Annotated in this window: 21 protein-coding genes; 9 read left to right on the top strand and 12 right to left on the bottom strand. The window is 68.9% G+C overall.

All coding sequences use genetic code 11. From position 1 onward, the window contains the following. Positions 1–87 precede the first annotated feature (87 nt). Entirely contained in the window at positions 88–1,008 is a 921-nt protein-coding gene (locus UAA55_RS00205; RefSeq protein WP_322950658.1) for an NADP-dependent oxidoreductase, read from the top strand. A 14-nt stretch (positions 1,009–1,022) separates the two neighbouring features. On the opposite strand, the gene UAA55_RS00210 is transcribed toward UAA55_RS00205, so the two are convergent. After that, positions 1,023–2,018, bottom strand: a complete 996-nt coding sequence (locus UAA55_RS00210) for an SDR family oxidoreductase (protein ID WP_322950659.1) — start codon at positions 2,016–2,018, stop codon at positions 1,023–1,025. Between the two features lie 126 nt (positions 2,019–2,144). Here UAA55_RS00210 and UAA55_RS00215 point away from each other — a divergent pair, with 126 nt between their 5' ends. The 4 genes from UAA55_RS00215 (at position 2,145) to UAA55_RS00230 (ending at position 7,009) form a co-directional block, all read left to right on the top strand. Continuing rightward, positions 2,145–2,738 carry an NADH dehydrogenase ubiquinone Fe-S protein 4 gene (locus tag UAA55_RS00215; protein WP_322950660.1) on the top strand — a complete coding sequence of 198 codons (594 nt, stop codon included), beginning with the start codon at positions 2,145–2,147 and terminating at the stop codon, positions 2,736–2,738. A 112-nt stretch (positions 2,739–2,850) separates the two neighbouring features. Then, a complete protein-coding gene (locus UAA55_RS00220; RefSeq protein ID WP_322950661.1) occupies positions 2,851–3,270 on the top strand; it encodes a c-type cytochrome in 420 nt (139 codons plus the stop codon). Beyond that, entirely contained in the window at positions 3,267–4,505 is a 1,239-nt protein-coding gene (locus tag UAA55_RS00225; RefSeq protein ID WP_322950662.1) for a DmsE family decaheme c-type cytochrome, read from the top strand. Before UAA55_RS00220 ends, UAA55_RS00225 begins: the two co-directional genes overlap by 4 nt. Continuing rightward, positions 4,502–7,009 carry an MtrB/PioB family outer membrane beta-barrel protein gene (locus UAA55_RS00230; protein ID WP_322950663.1) on the top strand — a complete coding sequence of 836 codons (2,508 nt, stop codon included), beginning with the start codon at positions 4,502–4,504 and terminating at the stop codon, positions 7,007–7,009. Before UAA55_RS00225 ends, UAA55_RS00230 begins: the two co-directional genes overlap by 4 nt. Position 7,010: 1 nt before the next feature. Here the strand turns inward: UAA55_RS00230 and UAA55_RS00235 are convergent, their stop codons facing one another. Beyond that, a complete protein-coding gene (locus UAA55_RS00235) occupies positions 7,011–7,673 on the bottom strand; it encodes a class I SAM-dependent methyltransferase (RefSeq protein WP_322950664.1) in 663 nt (220 codons plus the stop codon). Positions 7,674–7,753: 80 nt separating this feature from the next. Between UAA55_RS00235 and UAA55_RS00240 the strand changes: the two genes are divergently transcribed. Continuing rightward, on the top strand, positions 7,754–8,539 hold the full coding sequence (locus UAA55_RS00240; RefSeq protein ID WP_322950665.1) for a YdcF family protein: 786 nt from the start codon (positions 7,754–7,756) through the stop codon (positions 8,537–8,539). Next, positions 8,539–9,465 (top strand): amidohydrolase family protein, encoded by a 927-nt coding sequence (locus UAA55_RS00245; RefSeq protein WP_322950666.1) that lies wholly within the window; start codon positions 8,539–8,541, stop codon positions 9,463–9,465. Before UAA55_RS00240 ends, UAA55_RS00245 begins: the two co-directional genes overlap by 1 nt. Positions 9,466–9,756: 291 nt before the next feature. Here the strand turns inward: UAA55_RS00245 and UAA55_RS00250 are convergent, their stop codons facing one another. The 10 genes from UAA55_RS00250 to UAA55_RS00295 form a co-directional block, all read right to left on the bottom strand. Beyond that, a complete protein-coding gene (locus UAA55_RS00250; RefSeq protein WP_322950667.1) occupies positions 9,757–10,029 on the bottom strand; it encodes a ribbon-helix-helix domain-containing protein in 273 nt (90 codons plus the stop codon). 73 nt (positions 10,030–10,102) lie between these two features. Next, complete coding sequence (locus UAA55_RS00255; protein ID WP_322950668.1) at positions 10,103–10,813, bottom strand: methyltransferase; 711 nt, start codon at positions 10,811–10,813, stop codon at positions 10,103–10,105. Between the two features lie 8 nt (positions 10,814–10,821). Continuing rightward, entirely contained in the window at positions 10,822–11,832 is a 1,011-nt protein-coding gene (locus UAA55_RS00260) for a radical SAM/SPASM domain-containing protein (RefSeq protein WP_322950669.1), read from the bottom strand. 1 nt (position 11,833) lies between these two features. Next, positions 11,834–13,306, bottom strand: coding sequence for a B12-binding domain-containing radical SAM protein (locus tag UAA55_RS00265; RefSeq protein ID WP_322950670.1), 1,473 nt, complete (start codon positions 13,304–13,306; stop codon positions 11,834–11,836). Between the two features lie 15 nt (positions 13,307–13,321). After that, positions 13,322–14,113 (bottom strand): SAM-dependent methyltransferase, encoded by a 792-nt coding sequence (locus tag UAA55_RS00270; protein WP_322950671.1) that lies wholly within the window; start codon positions 14,111–14,113, stop codon positions 13,322–13,324. Beyond that, complete coding sequence (locus UAA55_RS00275) at positions 14,106–15,506, bottom strand: B12-binding domain-containing radical SAM protein (protein WP_322950672.1); 1,401 nt, start codon at positions 15,504–15,506, stop codon at positions 14,106–14,108. The genes UAA55_RS00270 and UAA55_RS00275 overlap by 8 nt, the downstream gene beginning before the upstream one ends. After that, a complete protein-coding gene (locus UAA55_RS00280; RefSeq protein WP_322950673.1) occupies positions 15,503–17,008 on the bottom strand; it encodes a B12-binding domain-containing radical SAM protein in 1,506 nt (501 codons plus the stop codon). Before UAA55_RS00280 ends, UAA55_RS00275 begins: the two co-directional genes overlap by 4 nt. A 93-nt stretch (positions 17,009–17,101) precedes the next feature. Further along, on the bottom strand, positions 17,102–20,092 hold the full coding sequence (locus UAA55_RS00285) for an SLBB domain-containing protein (protein ID WP_322950674.1): 2,991 nt from the start codon (positions 20,090–20,092) through the stop codon (positions 17,102–17,104). Positions 20,093–20,120: 28 nt separating this feature from the next. Then, positions 20,121–21,062, bottom strand: a complete 942-nt coding sequence (locus UAA55_RS00290) for a glycosyltransferase family 2 protein (RefSeq protein WP_322950675.1) — start codon at positions 21,060–21,062, stop codon at positions 20,121–20,123. A gap of 4 nt (positions 21,063–21,066) precedes the next feature. Continuing rightward, a complete protein-coding gene (locus UAA55_RS00295; RefSeq protein WP_322950676.1) occupies positions 21,067–22,023 on the bottom strand; it encodes a GumC domain-containing protein in 957 nt (318 codons plus the stop codon). Positions 22,024–22,170: 147 nt separating this feature from the next. Between UAA55_RS00295 and UAA55_RS00300 the strand changes: the two genes are divergently transcribed. Both UAA55_RS00300 and UAA55_RS00305 read left to right on the top strand, forming a co-directional pair. After that, positions 22,171–23,403 carry a lipopolysaccharide biosynthesis protein gene (locus UAA55_RS00300; RefSeq protein ID WP_322950677.1) on the top strand — a complete coding sequence of 411 codons (1,233 nt, stop codon included), beginning with the start codon at positions 22,171–22,173 and terminating at the stop codon, positions 23,401–23,403. Continuing rightward, positions 23,400–24,842 carry a hypothetical protein gene (locus UAA55_RS00305; protein ID WP_322950678.1) on the top strand — a complete coding sequence of 481 codons (1,443 nt, stop codon included), beginning with the start codon at positions 23,400–23,402 and terminating at the stop codon, positions 24,840–24,842. Before UAA55_RS00300 ends, UAA55_RS00305 begins: the two co-directional genes overlap by 4 nt. Positions 24,843–24,882: the final 40 nt, after the last annotated feature.

The raw sequence follows: 24,882 nt of genomic DNA on the forward strand, positions 1-24,882 counted from the left end.
CCGCCTTGGTTCCCGTCGGTGAAGCGGAACCATGGCCGCGATGGCGGGTTTTGTTGCCCCCATCCCCATGTGAAAGAGGAGGCTCCGATGCAGGCGGTGCGCATTCACGGCTTTGGCGGGACCGAGGTTCTGACGCTGGAAGACGTGCCCAGGCCCGAACCCGGCGATTACGAAGTGCTGGTTCGGGTGCAGGCGGCCAGCGTGAACCCCGTCGATTATAAGATCCGCAACGGCAAGTACCTGCCGGCCGACCAATTGCCCCTGACCCTGGGACGCGACATGTGCGGCACGGTCGAGGAATGCGGCCGCGCCGTCACGGGCTATAAGAAGGGTGACGCCGTCTTCGCCATGCTGCCCACCGATCGGGGCGGCTATGCCGAATACGTCGTGGCCAACGTCGCCCATTGCGCGCCGAAGCCGGAAACGCTGGACGCCATCCAGGCTGCCGCCGTGCCGCTGGCGGCCCTGACCGCCTGGCAGGGCCTGTTCGACCATGGGCGGCTCCAGGGCGGGCAGCGGGTGCTGGTCCACGGCGCCGCCGGCGGCGTGGGCCATTTCGCCGTGCAGTTCGCCAAGGCCTATGGCGCGACCGTCTACGCCACCTGTTCCGAAGGGGACCTGGAGTGGGTGCGCTCCCTGGGCGTGGACAAGGCCATCGACTACAAGAACCAGCGCTTCGAGGACGAGGTGTCGGACATCGACCTGGTCTATGACCTGGTGGCCGGCGAAACCCAGGACCGGTCGTGGTCGGTGCTGAAGCAGGGCGGCATCCTGGTGTCCACCCTGACGGAGCCCTCGGCCGACAAGGCCAGGGAGCGTGGGGCGGAAGGCACCCGCTACACCGCCCACCCCGACGGCCGCCAGCTGGCGGAGATCGGCCGCCTGATCGACGCCGGCCGGATGCGGGTGCAGGTCGACAAGGTCTTCGCCTTGGATGAGGCGGCCGAGGCGGAGCACATGCTGGAGGACGAGCATGTGCGGGGAAAAGTCGTGCTTAAAGTCGCGTGAGCGGCGGGCGGGCCTCAGGGCCCGCCGTGCCCGCCCGTGGCGCCGAAGACCTGGCCGGTGGAGAAGGTGTCCTCGTTGCTGGCCAGCAGCACGTAGAGCGCCGCCAGCTCAGCCGGCTGGCCCGGCCGGCCCAGGGGCGTGTCCGACCCGAAGGACACCAGCTTTTCCGGCGGCTGGCCGCCACTGGGCTGCAGCGGCGTCCAGACCGGGCCCGGCGCCACGGCGTTGACGCGGATGCCTTTCTTGGCCAGTTGCTTGGCCAAACCCTTGGTGAAGATCATGATGGCGCCCTTGGTCGCCGAATAATCCAGGATGTTGGGCGACGGGTCGTAGGCGTTGACCGAGGCGGTGTTGATGATAGCCGCCCCCTTGCCCAGGTGGGCCAGGGCGGCCTTCGTGATCCAGAACATGGCGTAGACGTTGGTCTTGAAGGTGTCATCGAACTGCTCGGTGCTGATGTCGGTCAGGCTGTCCACCGAATGCTGCCGGGCGGCGTTGTTGACCAGGATGTCCAGCCCACCCAGTTCGCGCGCCGCGTCCGCCACCAGCTTCTGGCAGAAGGCCTCGTTCCGGATGTCGCCCGGCAGGGGCACCGCCTTGCGTCCGGCGTCCTGGATCAACGTCACCACCTCCCTCGCGTCGGGTTCCTCCACCGGCAGGTAGCCGAAGGCCACGTCGGCGCCCTCGCGGGCGAAGGCGATGGCGGCGGCGCGGCCGATGCCGCTGTCGCCGCCGGTGATCAGCGCCTTGCGCCCCGCCAGCCGGCCGGAGCCCTTGTAGCTATCCTCGCCATGGTCCGGCCGGGGGTTCATGCGGCTGGCCAGGCCCGGCGGTTCCTGTTGTTCCTGCCTGGGAAAGGGGGGGCTGGGATAATCGGGCGGCAAGCGCTTGCCGCCGGCGGGCGAGGCCACCGCCTGGGCCGGGCCCGCCGTGAAACCCGCCATCGCCGTACCCGCCGCCAAACCACCGATGATGGCGCGGCGGGAGGCGCCGTTGCCTTCTTCGCTCATGATCCTGTCTCCGCAAGGGGATATACCGCGTCAACAGGCGCGGGGGCGGCGGGTTCCTTCCCAGCCTGCCGGGAACGAAGCCGGGCAATGGCGCTTGAAGCTGTGTTTCCTTTTTGGAGGTGTCGCATGACCAAGCAGCTTCGGTCCCCGGGCGATCCCCTGGGCATCCCCGTCCCGCTCCGTGCCTATATCCGCCGGCCTTCACCCGCGACGATGCAGAATGCGCCGGGCCGCAAAACCTCGTGGATTCTGACCTATGAGGCCAAGCCCACCCATGAAACCGATCCACTGATGGGCTGGAAGGGCGGCGGCGATCCGCAGATGGACGTCTTCCTTGCCTTCGACAAGCTGCAGGAGGCGGTGGACTATGCGGAGCGCCACAACCTGCCCTATGAGATCAGCGATCCGGAGGAGCGGCCACGCCCCCTGCCCCGGCCGCAGACCCACCAGATGCGCCAGGTGCTAAGCGGCCCCACCCTGGCGCCGGCCCGTAAGGAGGATCCGAGCATCCGGGGCCATCAGACCGTGGCCACCACCCCGGGGCCCGTCGTGCCGCAAGCCATGGCCGATGGCCAGAAGGCGCTGATTGACAAGGCCAATGCCCCGCCACCCTATGTGCCGGACCGCGACGCGGTGGAGAAGGCCAGCGAGGACTCCTTCCCCGCCAGCGACCCGCCTTCCTGGACGCCGGTGACGGGGGAGACCAAGAAGACGGTCTGACGCCCAGCCACAGTCCAATACTTTATTCCAAACCCGCTTTTTTCGAGGCGTCCGGGGAATATCCCGCCGGTCCCACCCGTCTGAGGGGACAGGGACTGAGGGGAGCCGCCGTATGACGCCGAACAAAAACCTGTTTTCCGCCGCGCTGGCGGTGGCCTTGGCCGTGGGGGGTGCCGGCACGGCCCACGCTGCGGGCGATGCCGCCAACGGCGCCACCGTCTTCAAGAAATGCGCCGCCTGCCATTCGGCGGAGCAGGGCGTGAACAAGGTGGGGCCCAGCCTGTTTGGCGTGGTGGGCCGCCCGGCCGGCAGCATCGGCGACTACAGCTATTCCCCCGCCGTGCGGCAGGCGGCAACCAAGGGCCTGGTATGGTCTGAAGAGAACATCGTCGCCTATCTGGCCAATCCGCATAAATACCTGGGCGATTTCGTCGGCGACCCGTCGGTCGCCAACAAGATGCCCTTCAGCCTGGCGGACGAGCAGCAGCGCCGGGATGTCGTCGCCTACCTCAAATCCCTGGCGCCGCAATGAGGCGCGCCATCGTTCTGGCCCTGCTGCTCGCCTGCGGCCTGGCGGGCCTGGCCCGGGCGGAAACGCCCATGCCGCCGCCCGACCAGGCGGCCCTGCGGGATGAGATGGCGCGCATCCATGCCGGCCATGTGGATGCCGACGCCCTGCGTCGCATCGACAGCGACATCGCCGCCATGCCCCCGGGCGCGGCCCACATGGGCATTGCGGCGCAAGCCCCCTACCCCAGCCTGAAAGCGGCACAGTTCAGCCCCGCCCCAGCACCCCAGCCGCCGGCATCCAAATGGACCCGCCTGGCCAGCTACGCCCCAGACGCACTCACGGGCGACACCCCAAAAGTGGACACGCCCAAGGCCGAAGCGCCCAAGCAGGAACCCGCCAAGGCGGATGCCAAGCCCCAGCGCACCTATGTCGGTCGGGAGACGTGCGAGAGCTGCCACCAACAGGAGGCCACCAACTGGGCGCACACCATCCACGCCAAGGTGTTCCAGCAGAATCCGCACACGGAGCTGCAGGCCCAGAATTGCGAGGCCTGCCACGGCCCAGGCTCGGCCCATGTCGAGGACCCGTCGGACCTCAGCACCATCATCAGCTTTTCCAAGAAAAGCAAAACCCCGGTGGCGGAGCAGAACGGCCAGTGCCTGACCTGCCATGCCGGCGGCCAGCGCATCTTCTGGCATGACAGCATCCATGACAGCAACCAGCTAGGCTGCGCCGATTGCCATAACCCCATGACCACCTTCGGCGCGCGCGGCCTGACCGCCCGGGAAAGCATCAACGAGACCTGCTTCCAGTGCCACAAGGCCCAGCACGCGGAGTTCGCCCGCCGGTCGCACATGCCTCTGCTGGAAGGCAAGCTCAGCTGTACCGACTGCCACAACCCGCACGGCTCGACCACGGCCCCCCTGCTGAAGGCCGACAGCGTGAACGAGGTCTGCTTCACCTGCCATGCCGACAAGCGCGGGCCCTTCCTGTTCGAACATGCGCCGGTGCGGGAAAGCTGCCTGAACTGCCATTCGCCGCACGGGTCCAACTTCGAGAACCTGCTGAACGCGCCGCGCCCGGTGCTGTGCCAGCAGTGCCACTCTCAGGTCGGCCACCCCGGCGGCCTGCTGACGGCCGGCAACATGGCACGCGGGCCCATGCCCGATCCGCGCCTGATCGCCACCAGCTGCCAGACCTGCCACGTGAACATCCACGGGTCCAACAGTCCCTCCGGCGCACGGTTCGAACGATGAGACCTCGTCTGAAGACCTCCACCCGTTGGCTGCTTGCGGCCACCGCCCCCTTTGCGGCGACGGCAGCCCAGGCCGACAGTGGCACCACCGGCTACGGCGGCCCGGGCAACGTTCTGAACCCCACGGCCCAGGTCATGAACCGGGCGCGGGACAATGACGGCCTGTCCATCATCGACGACGTGACGCGCACGCCCACGGGGCTGATGTACCCCGTGCCCTTCCGCACGCCGGAAATGACGCAGAGCAAGAGCGACCCCGACTGGTGGACCCAGGGCTGGTTCGAGGCCGGCATCATGGGCACCTTCGGCCAGGACAGCCGCTCGGCGGCGCTGAACGAATACGGCGACTGGAAGAACGGCTTCACCATCACCGGCCTGGGCTTCTCGGCGGAGAACCGCAAGACCGCCCTGCACACCTCCGCCTACGGCCAGAACCTGGGCCGCACCGACCAGTATTACCAAGTGGATGTCGGCCGCTATGGCGTGTTCGACCTGCTGGCCTATTTCGACAGCATCCCACACACCTTCTCCACCACCGCCAAGTCGCTGTGGGACGGGGCGGGCACCGGCAACCTCACCCTGCGCGGCGGCCTGACGCCCGGCGGCTCCACCCCGGCGCAGGTCAACGCCGTGGCGGCGACGGTGGGGCCCAGCACCCTGCGCATCCTGCGGGAAAAGGCCGGCAGTTCCCTGACCTACACGGCGGATGAGCATACCGAGCTGTTCCTCAAGATTTCGGATGAGCAGCGCAACGGCACCCAGCCCATCAGCGCCACCTTCGGCTATCCATTCCAGAACGGCGCCACCCAGCTGATCCAGCCCATCCATTACCAGACCGTCGATGTCACCGGCGGCGTGCGCTACAAGGAACAGAACTTCCAGGCCAACCTGGCCTATGCCGGGTCCTTCTTCCGCAACGACATCCTGGATCTCACCTGGCAAAACCCGGGCCTGACGTCGAACACCACCGCCGGCGCCTACATCCCTCAGACCGGGCGGCTGAGCCTCGCGCCCAACAACGACTATCACACGGTGAAGGGCGATCTGGCGGTGCAGCTGTCGCCGGTCTCACGCTTCACCGCCAGCCTGTCCTACAGCCTGATGCGCCAGGATGACGAGCTGCAGGCGCCCAGCACGGGCGGCGGCCTGATCGCCAGCGGCGCCAACACCATCAACCTCGGCCAATGGAACAGCGCCTCGGCGCTGAGCCAGCCCACGGCCAACGCCGCCATCAACATCCTGAACGCGGTGGCGCAATATCACTACACCGTCAGCCCCGACCTGGGCCTGACGGTGGAGGTGCGCGACCGGGATGAAGCCAACCGCACCAACTACGTCGCCTACAACCCGCAAACGGGGCAGTACGGCTACATCGCCATCGACGGCGGGCTGGCGCCCTTCATCCCGTCCTTGAGCGGCATCTACCAGGCCAACACCCCGGGCAGCCTGGTTCAAATCCGCAACATGCCCTTCGCCAACAATGAGTTGCAGGCGACGGTCAAGGCGGCCTACCGCCTGGACACGCATTGGAAGCTGGACCTCAGTTACGAGAACGACACTATAGACCACACGGTGCGCGAGATCGCGGACGCCCACGACAACATCGCCCGGCTACAGGTCAGCACCGCGGGCTATGAATGGGGCACCGCCCGCCTGTCCTATGAGTTCGCGCGCCGCATCGGCAGCGATTACCAGTCCAACCCCTACACGCCCTATTATTCCTCCGCCCTGCCCGGCTACATCCCGGCGACACCGGCGGGCGACCCGGCCTTCGCCCTGGCGGACCTGCGCAAGTTCGACGTGGCCAACCGGACGGAGCATGTGCTGCGCGGCCAGGCCAACTACATCCTGTCCCCGCGCAGCGACCTGCAATTGACCGGCAGCGTCAAGGTGGACGAGTACGACGCCGCCTACGGCCTGCAGGCCACCCACGCCTATGATGTCACCGCCGCCTATACCTACCAGATGTCGGCCGCGACCACGCTGACGGGCTATTTCACCTATCAGAACCAGGACCGGGGTGTCGCCAACATCAACGCCACCGGCAGCGGCACCAGCGGCAGCGCCGGCGGCCCGGGCTATCCCCTGGCCAACGGCTGGACGGAAACGGTGGGGTCGGACAATTACACGGTGGGCCTGAACGCCCACCACAGCTGGGGCGTCATCTCGCTGAACGCGGACTACACATTCACCCGCGCCAGAACGGCCATCGATTACGCCTTCGCCAGCACCGGCGCCTTCTTCAACAGCCTGACGCCGGCCCAGGCCGGCAACGGCTTCCCCGATATCACCTATGACAGCCACGCCCTGCAGACCGACGTGCGCTGGCAGATGTCGGAGGAGCTGTCCTACCGCCTGTATTACCGCTTCAACTATGAGCGGGTGGTGGACTTCCACTACACCGGCCTGACGGCGGGCGTGATCAACAACAACACCTACCTGGGCGTCATTCCCGAAAACTACACGGTCCAGACCATCGGCCTGCTGGTCCAGTATGTCTTCTAGCTCAACGCTTGACGAAAACCACGTCGGTGTAGCGCTCCCCCGGCATCAGGTGGTTGTCCGGCCCGAACACGACGTCGGGCGCCAACTGGTCGGGGGTGATGGTCAGGGCCACGTTGAAGCCGGCGGCCACGTCGGTATCGCGGAAGCGGAAGTTGGTGGTGACCAGGCACAGCAGGCCACCTGGCTTCAGGCAGCGGGCGAAGTCCGCGACCATGGCCTCGAACGTCGCGAAGTGCAGCACGGGGTCACAGCGCTCGGCCCCGTTGACGGTCAGCCGGCCGTTGCACAACACCGCCAGGCAGAAGATGGCGTCATAGGCGCCGTCATCCTCCCCGGCCGTGCTGTCGCCCACGGCGAAGTCCACGTCTGGCAGCCGCAGGGCGCGGGCCTCGGCGATGTTGCGCGGGTCAATGTCGATGCCCTTCAGCCGCGCCTGTGGGAACAGCCGGCGCAGGCTGGCGACCTCCTGCCCCACCGAGCAGCCGAAGGACAGCAGGCGGCGGTCCGGCCCATCGCCCAGCCTGTCCCGTACGAAACCGAACAGCCAGGGGTAGCGGTCAGGCGCCGTGTAGCTGAAGGGCTGGAAGCGCCGGGGCGAACGGCGCCACGGCCCCAGGCCGCGCAGCAGGCGCATCGGCGTCCTCATCACATCCGTCATCGTCATGGCCGGCACCCCTTCAACGTGAGGCGGAAGCGTAGGACTATACGGCGTAAACTCAAATACTTGATGGGCTGTGCGCCAGGATGACGCCGCTGGAATTCTTCACCGTCTCCAAGATCGGCTGGTACCTGGTGGCGCCCAGCCATGTGCTGGTGTGGACGGCCCTCGCTGCCGCCGTGCTGGCGGCCCGGCGCCACCCAGCGGCCGTGGTGCCGGCAACGGCCTGCGCCCTGACGCTTCTGGTCCTGCTGACCCTGCCCGTGGGCAATTGGGCCCTGCGGCCCATCGAAGGGCTCTATCCACGGCCGATGGAGCCCACGACCATCGATGGCATCCTGGTGCTGGGCGAAGGCCTGAATGGCGAAGTGCTGCGCGACCGGGGGGTGCCGGGCGTGGGCCCGGACGGCGGCACCCTGCTGGCCGCCGCCGCCCTGGCGCGGCGCCATCCAGAGGCGCGCGTAGTCTTCAGCGGCGGATCGGGTGAGCTGGGCACGGCCGGCCTGCCGGAGGCCGAGGTGGCGCGCCACGTGCTGGCTGACCTGGGCCTGGACGACACGCGGGTGAGCTATGAAGCGCGGTCGCGCACCACGGCTGAAAACCTGTTTCTGTCCAAGGACATGGCGCAACCGGTCCCGGGCCAGACCTGGCTGCTGGTGGCGTCGGCCTATCACATGCCGCGCGCCATGCTGTCGGCATCCCGCGTGGGCTGGCGGGTAACGCCCTGGCCGTCCGACTATCTGACCACGGCCCGGGGGCCGGAAACCCATCTGTCCCTGGCCGCCAATCTGGCGCACCTGGATTTGGCGGCGCATGAGGCGCTGGGCCTGCTGGCCTATCGCCTGTCCCATGCCGGGCCGGAGACACCGTGATGCCGCCGCATTGGATGGGCCCCACCGCGCGCCCGGCCAGCCTGGCGGATCTGGCGGCGACCTACGGCCGACAGCTGGGCGACTGCATCGCCTTTCCCGGGTTGGTCAATTCCCACGACCACCTGGCCTTCAACTGCTATCCACCCACCGGCAATCCCCCTTACGACGACTTCCTGGGATGGAGCCAGGATGTGCAGGCTGACCGCGCGCTGGTCACCCGCATCGAAGCCATCCCCGCCCCCCTGCGCGTCCAAATCGGCCTGCTGAAAAATCTGCTGTGGGGCGTGACGGCGGTGGCCGACCATGGCGGCGACGCGGTCGAGGGCCCCATCCGCGTGTTGGCACCCTTTCAGGACCTGCATTCGCCGGAACTGGCCAGCCCCTGGCGCTGGATGGCTGGGCTGGGTCCGGCGGTGCTGCATCTGGCCGAAGGCGTGACGGCCGACAGCCGCCGCCGCGCCCTGGCCTTCCTGAAGGAAAACCTATTCCGCCGCGCCGTCGCCGGTGTGCACGGCGTGAGCCTGGAGGGTGAGGATTTCCAGCGGCTGACCGCGCTGGTGTGGTGCCCCGCCAGCAACCTGTTCCTGTTCGGCCGCACGGCGGACGCGGCGGCGGCCCTGCGCCACACGCAGCTGCTGTTCGGCACGGACGCCACCATCTCCGCCCCCGGCACCCTATGGGATCATTTGCGCCTGGCCCGGGGCCGCGTGGCGGATGCGGAGCTGTTCGCCAGCCTGACCTTCCGCGCCGCCCGCTTCTGGCGGCACGCCGCCCCCGACGATCTGGTCATTGCCCGGCGCGCCGCCGACGACCCGTGGGACGCCTTCTTCGCCCTCACACCCGCCGACATCCTGCTGGTGGTCCGCGCCGGGCAGCCGGTGCTGGTGGACGACACCCTGGGCGCCCCCCGGGCTATGGCCGCCTGACGGTGGGCGGCCAGGCCAAGCATGTGCGCCTGAATGTCACGGAACTGCTGGCGGCACTCAAACCTCAGTTGGATACGGCGGCGCTGCTGTCGCGGTTTGGCTGTGGTGAAGCGTCAGTTGCCTGACCGGCTATCGTCGGGCTCGTCCCGCAGAATGGCCTCGTAGTTCTGGCCGCCATAAAAGACGCCGATAATGGAAACCACATCCCAGTCGGTGAGGCTGCCTCAGCGGTGTAGTGATACAGCTCAGCAAGTTGTTCCAGGGCCTGAGGGCTGAAGATGACGCGATAGGTCATCGTGTCCTTTTCGCATGTTCAGCCGCCAGGCGGGCACGGACCTGATCAATGGTGATGGCCCGGGACGGATCAGCCTTCAGCGCGTCATAGGCGGGACCAACCTCACTGTGCAGCCAGTTTTCCACAGCCCGATCTCGCGCCATCAGCGCCCGGAGTCCATCACGAATTACTTCGCTTTCACTGGCGTATTCGCCGGCCTGCACCTTGGCCTTTACCGCCTCCGCCATTTCGTTGGGCAGTGTGATGCTCAGTTGCTGGGTGGTCCGCATGTGCTGGCTCCTTGGCCGGAATAGGATTTAATCCTATTCCAATGGCCGCTCGCCGTCCAGCCGCCGCCTGAACCTAGGGCAGCGTCGTGGAATAGATCGCCAGCGTTTCCACCCCGAAGTGCCGCCACAGAACCCGTTCCACCACCAACCCGGCTTGGGCCAGGCCGTTCAGCATGCCGGCGCAGTCGCCGTGGCTGGTGAGCACGAAGTAGGCCCGGCCACCCGGCTTCAGCACGGCGGGCAGTTCGGCGGCCAGGCGGTCGATGACATCAGGGCTGCGCCAGGACTGTTCGAACGTCGTGGTGGGCGTGCCCCGGAACTTTGGCAGGGAGAACAGCACGACGTCGAAGGTGCGGCCAGCCACGGGGGCGAACAGGTCGCCCTGGTGCAGTTCCACCGCCACCCGATTCAGGATGGCGTTGGCCCGGGCGCAGGACACCGCCTCGGGCACCACGTCGACCGCCGTCACCTGATAGCCGCGCAAAGCCGCGAAGATGCCCAGCACGCCGCAGCCGGTGCCCATGTCCAGCGCCGTCGCCCCCTCCGCTGGTTCCAGCAGCTGGCTGGTGGCGATGAATTCCGCCAGGAAGCGGCCGGTGCGGAAGACCACCGGATTGAACACCCCCGGCCAAACGACGAAGGAGCGGCCCCGGATCTTCTCGAACACCGCCCGGCCCAGGCGGCGGCGCAGTACCGCGCGCTTGGCCGCCGTCCAGGGCGTCCACAACAGGCGGGTGGCGGTGGAAACGGGCGGGGGCGGCGGGGCCGGCTGGGGAATGGCCATGGCGGTACTCATAGCTTAAGGCTGCAGACACAGCGCCGACAGACGGGATTGCTGTCCACGTCCAACGCGGCGCGGAAGGACCGGGCCGCCGAGCCGTTCAGGATTTCCGGCAGGGTGCCGTCGCGCAGGCTGCCGATGGGTTCGTGGAAAAAGCAGGGGCGCACCGTGCCGTCAGCCTCCACCACCGTGGAGACCCAGGGCGCGTTGCAGCGCACGGGCGGTGGCGGCGCCGTGCCATGGGCCGCACGGTACCGGGCGCTGATGCGGCGCAGGCGAGCCGGGCTTTCCTGGATGTAACGACCGGCGAAGTCGCCGCCATGGCTGGCCGCCAACTGATCGATGACGGCATCCAGGGCGTCGCATTCCACCGGTGCCAGGCCCACCTCCTCCACCCGGCCCCCCGCCCAGGCCTGCGGCCGGTTGAAGGCGGTGGAGGTGAGGTCGGCGCCCAGGAAGGAAATGCTGTCCAGGCCGATGGCCTTGGCGGCGTCGACGATGGCGGGCAGCTCATGGAAATTACCGCGCTGGATGACGCAGCGCGCCGCCACCGGGTAGCCCGACCGCTGGCGCCGCAGCGCATCCACACCGGCGGCCAGCGCCCCATAGGCATCCTTGATGCCACGGATGCGGTTGTGCGTGGCCTCCGGCCCATCCAGGGAGACGATGACCTCGTCACACCAATTCACGATGTCGGCGGCGTGGCGTTCCAGCAGCAGGCCGCTGCTGAGCAGGGTGATCTTCAGCGGCAGGGTCTTCAGCGCCGCGCACAGGCCCCACAGGTTGGGATGCATCAGCGCCTCCCCACCCGACAGCACCACCCAGCGCACGTCCAGGGCGCCAAAGTCGTCCACCAGACGGTCTACCGCCGCCTGTTCCAGGCTGGTGCCGTCGCGGTTGGCCTTCCAGATGTCGCACATGACACAGCGGCAGTTGCAGCGGCTGTGCGGCATCAGGGTGACCACCAGCACCCGGGCCAGGCGCCGGCCCCGCCAGGCGCGCGCTAGGGAAAGGGCGCCCATGCTAGAATCCCTGGATTTCGGGGCGCTGGTAGGGGAACACCTTGTCCAGCAGGCGCAGCTCGATGGGGAAGTCATAGAACTGCGCCTTATACCGCCAGGCCGCCATGGTGCGCAGGGCGAAGCGGCCGGTACGGGTCAGGCGGGTGTCGGTCATGGTGGGGTAGCGGGCGTGCAGCACCCGCTGGAAATTGCCGATCTTGCGGCGGATGTCGTCGTTCATCCACGGCAGGTTGGACGACAGGTGCTGGGCGAACTTCTCCCACTTCGCCTCGGTCCAGGTCGCCACGTCCTTGGGGTATTCGAAGCCGGCCGCCTGCGCCTCCTGCAGCATGGCGCCCTCCACCGGCACGGGGCTGTAGATATAGAACACGATCTCCGTCGCCGGATTAACTTTCTTCAGCATCCGTATGAACTGGATGGTATTTTCCGCGTCCTTCGCCGGATTCGGCGGGTTGCCGATGATGAAGGACATCTCCGGCACCACGTCATGGCGGCGCATCTTTTCCGCCACCGCCAGGATGGCGTTGCCGTCCTGCTTGCCGCCCTTGTTCATGCGCTTCAGGGTTTCCAGGTCGCCGGATTCCGCCCCCATGAACACCATCTTCAAGCCGCTCTTGCGCATCTTGGCCCAGGTCGCGTCGCTGAACTTCAGCATGGTGTCGGCGCGGCCGAAGCCCCACCAGCCGATGTCCAGGTGGGTGATGCGCTCCGCGAACTCGGCGCAGCGGGCCTCATGGACGAAGAAGTTGCTGTCGTAGAACTCCACCGCCGTGGCGCCGTGCTCCCGCACCAGCTTCTCCACCACGGCGGCCGTGCGCTCCGCCGTCTGGGCGGAGTAGCGGCCGTTCACCTTGTGCACCACCGCGCAGAAATTGCACTGGAAAGGACAGCCGTAGCTGGCGTGGTGGGCGATGGTGCGCGACCCCAGGAAGGAGGAGCGGACGTAGGCGTCCATGTCCACGCGGTGGTAGGGGAAGTCCGGCAGCGCGTTGATGTCGGGCACCGGCGGCTTCTGGTTCAGGTGCACCTTGCCGTCCGCGTCGCGCCAGCCCAGGCCCGGCAGGCCGGTCACATCCTCCCCCGCCCGCACCTTGGCGACGAACTCGCCGAAGGCCAGCTCGCAATGGCCCCGGAAGACATAATCGACGTAAGCCTCCTGCATCACGATCTGGCCGTGCAGGGTGGGGAAATAGCCACCCCAGAGGATGGTGACCTGGGGAAACTCCGCCTTCAGCGCGCGGCAGATGGGCGAGGCGTTGGACAACTGCGGCCCCGGCATCACCGTCACGCACAGGATGTCGGCCTTGGTCTCGACCAGCGCCTCACGCAGGGCCGTCAGCCCGTCCGGCACCAGGTTGCCGTCGACGATGCGATACTCCTCCACCCCCTCCAGCATGGCGCCAATGGCCAGCAGCGACATGGGCAGGACCGGCTTCTTGGAGGCGGAGCTGACGGGGTTGTAGAACAGGATCATGGCTCGGCGCTTCCCTTAAACATGCCGCAGCAGGGTCAGATGATGGTCGGCCAGTCCGGCCAGGGCCGCGCGGTCGCCCACCCGCATCTCCCAGCGCATCAGACGGGTCAGGCGGCGCGGATGGCGCACCAGGCTGGCGAAAAAGTCGGAGGGCGGCAGGAACACACCCACCGGATGGACGGACAGCGCCTCGAAGGCCGGGGTGAAGGCGCGGGCGATGTCACCCGGCGTCCAATAGCGGATGGGGATGGTGGCGTCGCCGATGCGCGCGGAGGAACGGCCGGACCAGCGGCGCACGGCCGTGCGGCTGAACCGCGCGCCATGCCACAGCGTCTCCCACGCGCAGAAGCGGCCCATGACCACCACCGCCACCACCCCGCCCGGCGCCACAGCGCGGCGCAGGGCCTGGACCAGGGGCGTCAGCTCCATGGCGCAGTTCAAGGCACCGAAGTTGGACAGGACCAAATCGTAAGGGCCGCCCAGATCACCGGGGGCGTTGAGATCGACTTGCCGGATGGCGACCCTGTCGGCCATGCCCAGACGCGCCGCCTTGTCGGCGGTCACCCGCAGCATGGCGGGGGAGCCGTCGGCCGCCGTCACCTGGGCGCCGGCATGGGCCAGCCACAGCGCGTCCTCCCCAGTGCCACAGCCCAGGTCCAGGGCGCGCATGCCGGGCCGGAGGTGGGCGCCCACCTGCCGCCACACGGCGTGGCGCAGCCAGCGGCCGGGAATGCTGTGGGCGAAGCCGGCGTCGTAATCGTCGGCGAAGCGGTCGAAGGCCGCCGGCTGCAACAGGGCCTCAGCCATGTTCCACCTCATGTCGGGTGGCATACATGGCAAGGCGGCTGAGCGCCGAGGAGGCGCGCGCCTTGGCATGCCGCAGCAGGTCGCGCCGGGGGGCGGCCTCCAGCCGGCCCAGGCGGCTTTCCGCCGCCAGCCAGTGCTGGGCATGGCGATAGAAACGGCGGGACTTGCGCCCCACCACGGTCAGGGCGCGGTCGCTGCTCTCCTGCCAGGCGCCGCCGCCGGCGATGCGATCCGCGACCTTTTCGTAATAGGGGGTGCCCTTGATGGGATAGCTGATGGTGGTCAGCACGTCATCGGGCGCGGACAGGCGCAGGTGGCGCGCCGTCTCGTCAATGTCCTCCCAGGTCTCGCCATCGTAGCCCAGCATGATGAAGGTGCCGGCGCGAATGCCCCGGTCCTGCACCAGGGCGATCATGTCCCGCATGCGCACCGCGTTGGTCCGGCGCTGCATGGCGTCCAGGATGCGTTGTGAGCCGCTTTCCGCGCCGATCCAGATGCGGTAGCAACCCAGTTCCGCCAGCAGGTCGGCCACCCGCTCGTTCAACCGGTCCTCGCGGGTGATGGTCTCGAAGGGATAGCGCAGGCCCCGGCGCTTCATTTCGGCCGCGAACTGTTCCAGCCATTTCTGATTGATGGTGAAGACGTCGTCGGCGAACCACAGCTGGTCAGGTGCATAGGTGTCGCGGATGAACTCGATCTCATCCGCCACGTTCTGGGCGGACCGGCGGCGGTGGCTGTGGCCGAAAACGGAATGGCTGCACCAGTTGCAGGTGTAGGGGCAGCCCCGCGCCACGATGAGGGAGACGGAGCGCACGCCGTGGTGCGTCTTCCAGGTCCGCAGATAACGCTCCAGGTCAATGGCGCCCCGGTCGGGAAAGGGCTGGGCGTCCAGGTCGGCGATCTGCTTGCGCGCCGGGGTGCGGCGCACGCCGCCCTCCTCATCGCGATAGGCGATGCCGTGAACCTGGTCCAGTTCCGTCAGGCCGTGGCGGGCCAGATGGGGAATCAGCTCCGCCAGGGTCAGCTCCCCCTCCCCCGACACGACGATGTCGCCACCACGCGCCAGGTATTCCTCGGCGTAGTTGGCCGGTTCCGGCCCCCCGAAAATGACCGTGGCGCCCGCCGCCTTGGCCGCTGCCGCCAGGCGCAGGGCGTTGCCGCGCGTCATGAGATTGACGTAGATGCCAACGACCGTCGGCCGCTGCCGGGCCAGGGTGGCCTGGGCGGCGGCCATGTCCATGAAGGTGGTGTCCATCACCTCCACCCCGAAGCCCTGGGCCTTGAGGTGGGAGGAGATGTAGAGCAGGCCCAGCGGCGGATAGGGCTTCATCACCGCCCGCTCCGCCGGATCCGCCATCAGGAAATAGCCGTGGGTGAGCAGGATATCGGTCACGGCACCGCCCTGCCCGCGGTCATCGTCCGGGGGGCAGCCGGATGGGGCATCAGGCGCAGCAGCTGCAGCCGCGCCCAGGACAGCGGGATGGCCACGCCGCAATAGGCGACGAAGGCCAGTGCCCGCAGATGATCGCCGCCCTGCCCCTTGCCCAGCAGGGCGTCACGCAACTGCGCCACCGCGCGACGCACGCGGAAGTCGCGATGCACATAGCTGTGCAGGTGGCGGTAAAAGGCGGTGGTGTAGGGCCCCCGGTACAGCATGGCCATGTCGGACGACACGTCCCAATGCCGCTTGTCCCGCAACTGGCTCCGCACCCGGTCATAGAACACCGTCCCCGGCAGGGGGTAGGAGACGGAAATGCCCATCTCATCCGGCCGGGTGGCGCGCAGCATGGCCAGGGTCTGGCCGATCTCCGCCATGCCCTCACCCGGGTAGCCGAACTGCAGGAAGTGGCCGACGCGGATGCCGGCGGCCTTCAGCCGCGCCGTCGCCTCCGCGATCTCCCCGGTCGAGAGGTCCTTGTCCATGGCGTCCAGGATCTTCTGGCTGCCTGACTCCGCCCCCAGCCAGACGATATCGCAGCCGGCGCGCTTCAGGTCGTCCACCGCCCCCTCGCGCAGCACCAGGTCGGCGCGGCTGAGGCATTTGAACGGCACCTTGACGCCCAGTTCCTCAATGGCGGCGGCGAAGTCGCGCCACCATCGGGGCTTCAGCCCCATGATGTCGTCCATGAACCAGATGTAGTCGGGGGATGCCAGGCAGACCAGGCGCGCCAGTTCCTCTGCCACCTGCCGAGCACCGCGCACGGCGTAGCCCTGGCCCCAAATGGGTTTCGCACACCAATTGCAGGAATAGGGGCAACCACGCGAGGTCACCAGGTTCAGGGCGAAGAAGCCGTGGTGCTGGTGCCAGACCTGGCGGTAGGCGTCCATGTCCACCAATTCCCAGGCCGGCGTCGGCAGGGCGTCCAGGTCGCGCAGCACCTCCCGCCTGGGATTGCGCACGGTTCGCCCACCCTCGCGCCACGCCAGACCTTTGACGGCGGACAGGTCATCGGCACCATCGCGCCAGGCGGCCGTCAGCTCCGCCAAGGTCAACTCCCCCTCACCCACGATGACGGCGCCGGCACCGGCGTCGAGGTAGAGGTCGGGATGGTCGGCGGCGTCGGCGCTGCAGATGACGACCTTGGCCCCCATGGCCGTGGCGGCGGCGATCATCTCCAGCGCCGCCAGCCGCATGGCCGACAGGCACATCTTGGACAGGTAATTGAAATTGTCGTCATAAAGGACGGCGATGTCCGGCCGCAGCTGCGCCACCCGCGCCGACCAGTCGGCGACGGCCTGGGCGATCATGGCGTCGAAGAAGTGCACCTCATGCCCGGCCGCCCGCAGCGTACCGGCGGCATAGAGGGTGCCCAGCGGCGGGAACGGCTGGTGTTCCGCCCACCGCGCCGGGTCCAGGCGCAGGAAATAGACACTGCCGACTAGTATGCGAGGCATCCGCCATCCCATCGCGGAGAAAGAATGGAACGGGCCCTCGGCCCGCCCCTTAACCCAAGGACGGAAACCGGGGACCCTTTATTCCCTGCTGGCTTACTTCGAGATCACGGCCAACGAGGCGCCGGTGATGGCCAGTTGGCTGGTGACCTGGATGATGTCCATCAGGATGCTGTCCCAGGTGAAGTGGCGCAGCTTGCGCGGCACGACGATGACGGAGCCTGGCGCCAGCTTAGGCGCGGCCGACAGCCATCCCCCGCCGTCCACCTGGATGGCGGAACCATCGGGCTGAACCACGAAGACATGGTCGTCGTCCGCGATTTCCGTCATGCCGCCGGCCATGGCGATGTAATCGTCCACGCTGCGGTCGCTGCGGAACTGGATGCCGCCCGGGGCCATGACCTCACCCGACACCACCACGGCGCTGGGCTGGCGCGGCACGACCAACTGGTCGCCTGGTTCCATCACCAGGTCCAATTCCGGATGGGCAGCGATCTCACGCGGGTCGACATGCACCGCCACGCGGCCGCTGGCGGGGCCGATGCCCTGGCGCAGGCGGCCGATCATCTGGGTGACGTAGGCGATCTCCCCATCCGTCACCTGCACCTTGCCGCTGACATTGCCGACGATGGAGATGATTTGGCGCTCCAGCGCGTCCGCCTCCTTCTGCAGGGTGTCGCGCTGGGATTCCGCCACCGACTGCCGCAGGAACACCACGCCGGCCGGATAGGCGGCGTCCGTGAAGCCGCCGGCCCGCGCCAGCACGGACGACAGATGCTCCCCGCGCAAGATCTCATACCCACCGGGGAACTTGACCTCACCCGATAACGTGACGTCGCCCGTGTCGCGGTCGGAGAAGACGGGATTGAAGCGCACCCGGTCGAAGGGCTTCAGCGCCACCTGGGCGAACTGGGCCACCGGCAGGCCATAGCTGTGGCGCGCAGTGCGCGACAGGCCGGACGCGTTGTCGATGTCGGCGGAGGTGACCTCGAAGGCGTGCAGATCCACCTTGGGCGTCAGGCCGCCCGCCGCCTGCACCAGCTTGTCCAGCGTGGCGCCGGGCATGACGAGGAAGTCGCCGGGGCTGTTGACCTCACCCACCACCGTGACGTGGTAGTTGGTCAGCGTGCCCACCAGCAGGCGGCGGGTGTCGTCGTCCAGGCCCACGAACAGGCGCAGCGGTGGCCGCCGTGAATGCTGGGCCTGGCTGACGCCCAGTTGGCTGGCGCCCAAGGGGCCGGCACCCAGGGGCCCGGCGCCGGCGGGCAGCGCTACCGTCTGGTCCTGGTCGTCGTCCGCCCGGGCGGTGCTGCCGTCCTGGGCGGTGAGGATATCCGGCGGCGCCACAATGCCGGGGTTCAGCCGCTCTTCCTCCGGCTTGGGCGGGCCCTGGTCCTGTAGCGCCGGATTCTGCTGGCCCAGCTGGTTGGCGGCGTAGGCGGCATAGGCCGGGTTGGCGGCCAGCAGGGCAGCACCCTGCCCGGCCCCGCCCGGCTGGCCGGCCGGCAGCTGGATGCCTTGCAGGGCCGCCAGCTGCGCCACACGCGGGTCCGCCGCCAGGCCGGGCGGCAAGGCCGCCGCCTGCGCCTGCAAGGCGGCATTGGGGTCGGCCAACGGCGGCGGCGCCACCGGGTCGGGATGATCGTTCACCTTGCGGGTCGGGTTGCGCTGCAGGTCACCCGCCTTGTGGGCGATGTAGCGCATCTCCGCCACGTTGGTGATGTAGACGACGTCGTTGGATTGCAGCGCCACGTCGGCCTTGCCCTCCAGCACGTCGGAAACGGCGAAGGGGATCACCGTGCGCTGCAGGGTCGCCGGGTCCAGCCGGATGACGGCGTCGGCCAGCAGATAGGGCAAGGGCCGCCCCACCGTGGGCGTGAACATGTCGCTGGACGCCAGCAGGCCACGCAGGGACCGTACGGTTTCCAGGGGATAGCTGCCGTTCAGCGTGGTGGCGCCGCGCAGTTCCACCTTGGCCAGCGAGATGTCGGCCGTGGGCGCCACGAACACCACGTCGCCGTCGCGCACCGTGGCGCTGCCGCCGGCGCCGACCTGCACCATCTCGCGCTTGCCATCCTCCCGCGTGCGCAGGATGGAATAGCGATAGCTGCCGCGCACCTCCGTCCCGCCGGCCATGGCCATCAGGGATGACAAGGGGCTCGCCTGCTGGCCGGCGGGCAGCTCGTAGATGGCCGGGCGCTTCACCTGGCCAACCACGGCCACGGCGCTGGTCTGCAGCGGCACGACGATGCGGTCGCCCTCGGCCAGCGGGATGTCGTGGCCGGCGGCGTCGCCCATCAGCAGGGTGTAGAGGTCCAGACGGTAACTGCGCCCACCGCGCACCACCTGCACGTCGCGCAGGGAGCCGGTGTTCTTGATGCCGCCGGCCAGGGACAGCGCGTCCATGGCGGTCGCCAGGCCCGACAGGCTGAACAGGCCGGGGGCGTTGACCTCGCCCGTCACGCGCACGGCGATCTGGCGCACGGCCCCCACGGACACCAGCGCCTCCGTCCCCGTCAGGGCGCGGCCGGCGGCATCCTCCAGGTCCTCCCGGAAGCCGCCGAAGGAGCGCCCGGCCCCAGCGATGGGCGGCAGGCCGGGAAACACCACCCGGCCGTCACGGTCCACCCGGGTGCGATAGCTGGCGTTCTGCTGGCCGCGCAGGGTCAGCACGATCTCATCCCCCTCGCCCAGGATATAGCTGTCCTGCAGGGCGCCGCTTTGCCGGACCACCACCGGAGCGCCCCGGCCGAAGACCTCATACCCGTACTGGCGGATGGGCTGGCCGGCGCGCGCGCTCATCAACCGCTCGATGGCCGAGGGCGGGCCGTTGAATGGGGTGCTTTGCGCCTGCGGTCCGTAGGTGGGCGGGTTCTGAACCTGCACGTCGGGCTGCAGCGAAGGTATCGTGGACTGGCCGGTCAGGCGCTGCTGCACCGTTCGCAGCAGGTCGCCCGTCAGGTCGTTGCCATTGCCACCGCCCAGCAGTTGCGACAGCCCCTGTGCCTGCGCCAAGCCCGGCGCCACGCTGGAGGCCAGCGCCGCCAACAGCAAGGCGTGGCGCGCCCATTTCCGGCCTGACCTCATCGTCGCCCCATTCCTTTTCATCATCGTTTCAGGCCTTCACCAGCCAGGGTGTCTTGTGGAACGCCTGCCGGCACAGCAGGCGGAACAGCCAGGTCCAGGACGGGGCGGCCGGCACCAGGGTGCCGGACCAGGCCCAGGCGGCCTTGAGGTCGCCCCGGGTCAGCCAGGCGCCGCGCAGCAGCAGGCTGGCCCGGATCTTGGGATAATCGGGCGGGACCTGGGCGGCTTGGCAGGCCCACTCCATGACCCGCACGTCGCTGGCCAGCCGCCCCTGGGGTTCCATGCCGCTGTGGAAGCGGCCGGGCCGCGCCCGCCAGCGGGAGATGGGCTGGTCCAGATAGACCACGCCGCCCCCGGCCACGCGGGTGAAGACGGCGGTCGCGAGCTGGTCGGTGTGGCTTTCGTCCGAAGGGTCGAAGCGCAAGCGCGCGCCGCCGCCGATCCAATAAAGGTTGGCACCCAGGGGGCCGTACAGCATGGCGCCGGTGGCCAGCGACTGGGCCAGGAAGTCGCGCGCCGCCACCCGGCCCGCCCCCCGCCAGAGGATGCGCCGCGCCACGCGCCGGGGCCGCAGCGCCTCATCCACGATCTCATAACTGGCGATGCCCAGGCAGGCGCCCGCCGCCACCATGCGATCGCGCAAGCTCAGCACGCCCAGCCCGTGCACCAGGTCGCCCACCATCAGGAACAGGGCGAAACCGAAGCCCATCTCCTCCGCCGTCTCCACAGCGCGGTTCCAGTTCCCCACCCGGCCCAGATTGTGGGCGTTGCGGCGCACGGTGATGGGGGCGCCCCGCGCGTCCCGGGCCGGCAGGGCGTCAGCGCTGCCGTCCGTGGAGGCGTTGTCGCACACCACGATCTCATAACTGTCGGGCGGCAAGCCCGCCTGCGCGGCGGAGGCCACCGTCTCGGCCAGCAGGACGCCGCCGTTGTGGCTGGGGACCAGGATGGCGATCTTGGACGCGCGCATGATGTCAGCGCCGCTCCACCACACGGCCGCGCAGATGCGCCGCGCCGGCGGCCAGCAGGGCGCCCAGGATCACGCCCAGGGCCAGGAACAAGGGCCGGTTGGGCCACACCCGCTCGCGCACGTCGGGCACGGTGGGCGGGTCGATGATGCGGAAGGCGAATTCCACCTGGCCGGTGGCGTACATGTAGTTCTGCAGCGTGCGCTCATAGGCGCTGACCAGGGCGGCATTCAGGGCGTTGCTGTTGCCCTCCTTCTGCGCGTTGGCCATGGCGGTGCGCAGGTAAGCCAGGTTGCGGTTGGCGTCGGCCAGGGCCCTGTCGCGCAGCTGGGCGTTGGTCAGGGCGATCAGGTCGCGCGCCCAGCGCACCGCCAGGTCGCGGTCCTTCCAGGTGATGGCCAGGGTGACGATGCCGCTGCGCCGGTCCAGCGTGATGTCGCGGATGCTGCGGTTGAACAGCTTGAAACCCCGGCGCAGGGTCGGCGCCTCGTCCGCCGGCACCTTCCATCGCCTGGCCGCCGCGTCCCACTTGCTGGCGAACAGGATGGGCAGCAGGTCCTGCTGGGTGGCATAGGTGTCGAACAGCTCGCGCGAGCCCAGGACGGCCATGGCCTCATCCTCGTTGGAGGAGGAAGACTTACCCAGCAGGCCGGCGACACCGCCCAACCCACCCAGGCCGCCCAGCAAGCCGGACGCGCTGCCCAGGTCCAGGTTGCCGAAGCCGGCGCCGCTCTTGGACACCGGCATCACCAGCACCTCGATCCGCCAGTAGGACGGCAGCAGGAAGGCCGCCGCCGCGGAGGCGCCGACGCTGGTCAGGAACAGGAAGGCGGCCAGAAACCAGTGGCGGCGCAGGCGGCCCAGGAACAGGCCCAGGCCGTCCCCCTGCTGGCCGCGCGGCACCCAGGCGGTATCGGTGCGGCCGGCCCATGCCAAATCCGGAGTATCCACGCCCACTGTCATCGCCCCCAATCGCCTGAAACCTGGCAGAACGACGGATGGCGGCGGGCCGATATTCCCCAATCGCGGAAAAATATAGTGCTTTCCCGCGAGCCCCGCCCGGACCACTCTGCCCCCACTTCGAAGGTCTTCACCGCATTGGGTGCATCAGTGAAAAGGACGGGGCTGGGACTTGCCGGCGGGCTGGCCGATCAGGCCATTGTCAGCTTCGGCAATTTCGCGCTGAACGTGACGCTGGCCCGGGCCTTGCCGGCCACGGACTACGGCGCCTATTCCGTGGTGCTGTCCTTCATCCTGGTGCTGAACACCCTGCACCAGGCATTGGTGACCTACCCTCTGTCGGTGCGCACCTCGGCCGGGAGCGGGCCGCTGGCCGTGGCCCTACTGCTGACGCCCCTATGCGCCCTGGCCTTCCTGCCCCTGCTGGGCGTGGCAACGGCCAGTGTCGGCCATCTCTGGCTGCTGCCCGCCGCCGGGGCCGCGCTGGTCTGCTGGCAGATGCAGGAGGTGGTACGGCGCGGCCTGCTGGCCGACGGCCGCCACGGTCCCCTGATCGCGCTGGACGCGCTGCGCTATCTGGGGCCGCTGGTGGCGGTGTGGGCCCTGCGCGCACGCCTGGACATCGGCGGCGTCTTCCTGCTGGTCGCCGCCGCCTCGGCCCTGGCAGCCCTGCCCGTGGCGCTGCGCCCGGACACGGCTTGGCCGACAGCCGCCCAGGGCCTACGGGCCGAGATCCCGGACCATTGGCGCCTGGGCGCACCGGTGTTGGGCGCCAACCTGCTGGCGGCCCTGTCCACCCAATGGTTCCTGTGGCTGCTGGCCTGGCATGACGACGCGGGCGCCGCCGCCGCTCTGGTGGCGCTGGCCAATGTCGTGGCCGTCGCCAGCCCCGTCATCTTCGGCATGGAGAACGTCCTGGTGCCGGAGGTGGCGCGCGCCCGCGACACCTTGAGCTTTCCCGACCTGCTGCGCCTGGTGGGCCGGCGGGGCCTGGTCGCGGCCGGGCTGGTGGGCCCCCTGTTCCTGGTGATCTGCGCGGTGCCCGGCTGGGCGGCGCGGATGTTCTACGGCCGCGACAGCGCCTATGCCGGCCATCCGGGCGAACTGCGCCTGCTGGCGCTGGCCTACGCCTGCTTCCTGGCGGCCACCTTGTTCAGCGCCGCGCTGCGGGGGTACCGCGCCAGCGGCGCCGTCTTCCGCATGCAGCTGTATCCCGCCCTGTTCGGCCTGACGCTGGGCAGCTGGCTCACCTGGCGCTTCGGCCTCAGCGGCGCCTGTGTCGCCTCGGCGGGCGCCGGCGCGCTCCGGGCGGCCGTGGGTTTCATCTATCTGCTGCGCCTGCGGCCCTTGACGGCGGCGCGGCCCGCCCTGGCGGCATCATGACGACCGATCCGCTCCAGCCCATCGAGCGGCGGCTGTGGCAGGCCCTGTTACTGTGCGTGCCGGTCTCAGCCACGCCGCTGCTGCCCTTCGGCAACGGCACGCTGGCCCGGCCCCTGGCCATCGTGCCGGCCGCCCTGTTGCTGATCCTGGCCGCCTACCGTCTGCTGGCGCTGGGACAGCGGCCGCGCCTGGCCCCCGACGGCTTCGCGGCGCTGGCCCTGTTCACCCTTTACATCGTCGTCAGCGGCCTGGTCGTGGTCATGGTCCAGCCGCCGGACGCCTTCAAGGGCCAGACTCCGCTGGATAGTTTCATCCGCGCCCTGCTGACCTGGGGCGTGGGCCTGGCCTTTTACGTCGTGGCCCGGTTGCAGATCCGCGACGTCGCCGACATCCGCATGACCCTGCGCTTCCTGTTCATCGGCATGGGCGCCTCCATCGCCTTCGCGGGGGTGCAGGTGGTCGCCATGGCCCAGCATGGCGAGTTGCTGCGCATCGTCCAGGCGGTGACCGACCTGATCGCGGTGCGCTATGACGGGCTGGTGAGCCGCGCGCAGGGCATGACGTTCGAGCCGTCGTGGCTGGCCACCCAGATCATCGTGTTGCTGATCCCCGCCCTCCTCGCCCGCGCCATGGCCCGGCAGGAAGGCGTCGGGCTGCCCGCCCTGCCCGGCCATGCCCTGCGCCTGGCCGGTGGCTTCGCCATCGCCATCGGCGGCCTGTTGTTCTCCGGTTCCCGCTTCGGCCTCGCCTGCATCGTCGCCATGCTGGGGCTCAGCGTCTTCCTGGCCGCCCTGCGGGGCCGCATCCTGGCGGCGGCCACCTTCCTGGGCGTTCTGGTCGCCGGGGGCGGCGCGGTGGTGGCCATGAGCGGCCTGGGGGCCGGGGCCGGCGCCACTTATGTCATGGGGCCGGTGGCCTACCTGACCGAATCCGCCGACCTCAACAGCATCGCCGGCGGGGATTTGGCCACCGGCGTCACCGACGCCCTGGCGCTGGCCGGCCGCTTCGCCGCGGCGGAGGCCGCCGGCCTGACCTGGCTGGACCATCCCGCCTTCGGCGTGTCGCTGGGCAACAACTACCGCTATTTCGGCGACTACGCCCCCGATTGGGCCTTCGCCACCCAGCTCTTCACCCAGGGGGCGAAGGAGGGCATCGGCTGGCTGGACCCCAATTCGCCGGAGAAAGGCAACGCCAAGAACCTGTTCCTGCGCCTGCTGTCGGAAACCGGGGTGGTGGGCTTCACCCTGTTTATCGTCTTCTTCTGGCGCCAGCTGTTCCGGGGCCCGCCCCATGATGACTTTCACCGCTATTTCCGCCTGGCCAGCGCCGCCGCCTTGGGCTTCAGCTTCCTGAACCAGGACACCTTCGTCGACGCGGGCCTGTGGATCCCGCTGGCCCTTTGCTGCGCCATGAATTATTTGCCTCAAGTCAGGGAATAGACCGGCACCGCCATCCGTCCTGGGGATAGGCGCACATGGG

It is taken from the genome of Nitrospirillum guanabarense (assembly GCF_034653355.1).
GTDB lineage: Bacteria > Pseudomonadota > Alphaproteobacteria > Azospirillales > Azospirillaceae > Nitrospirillum.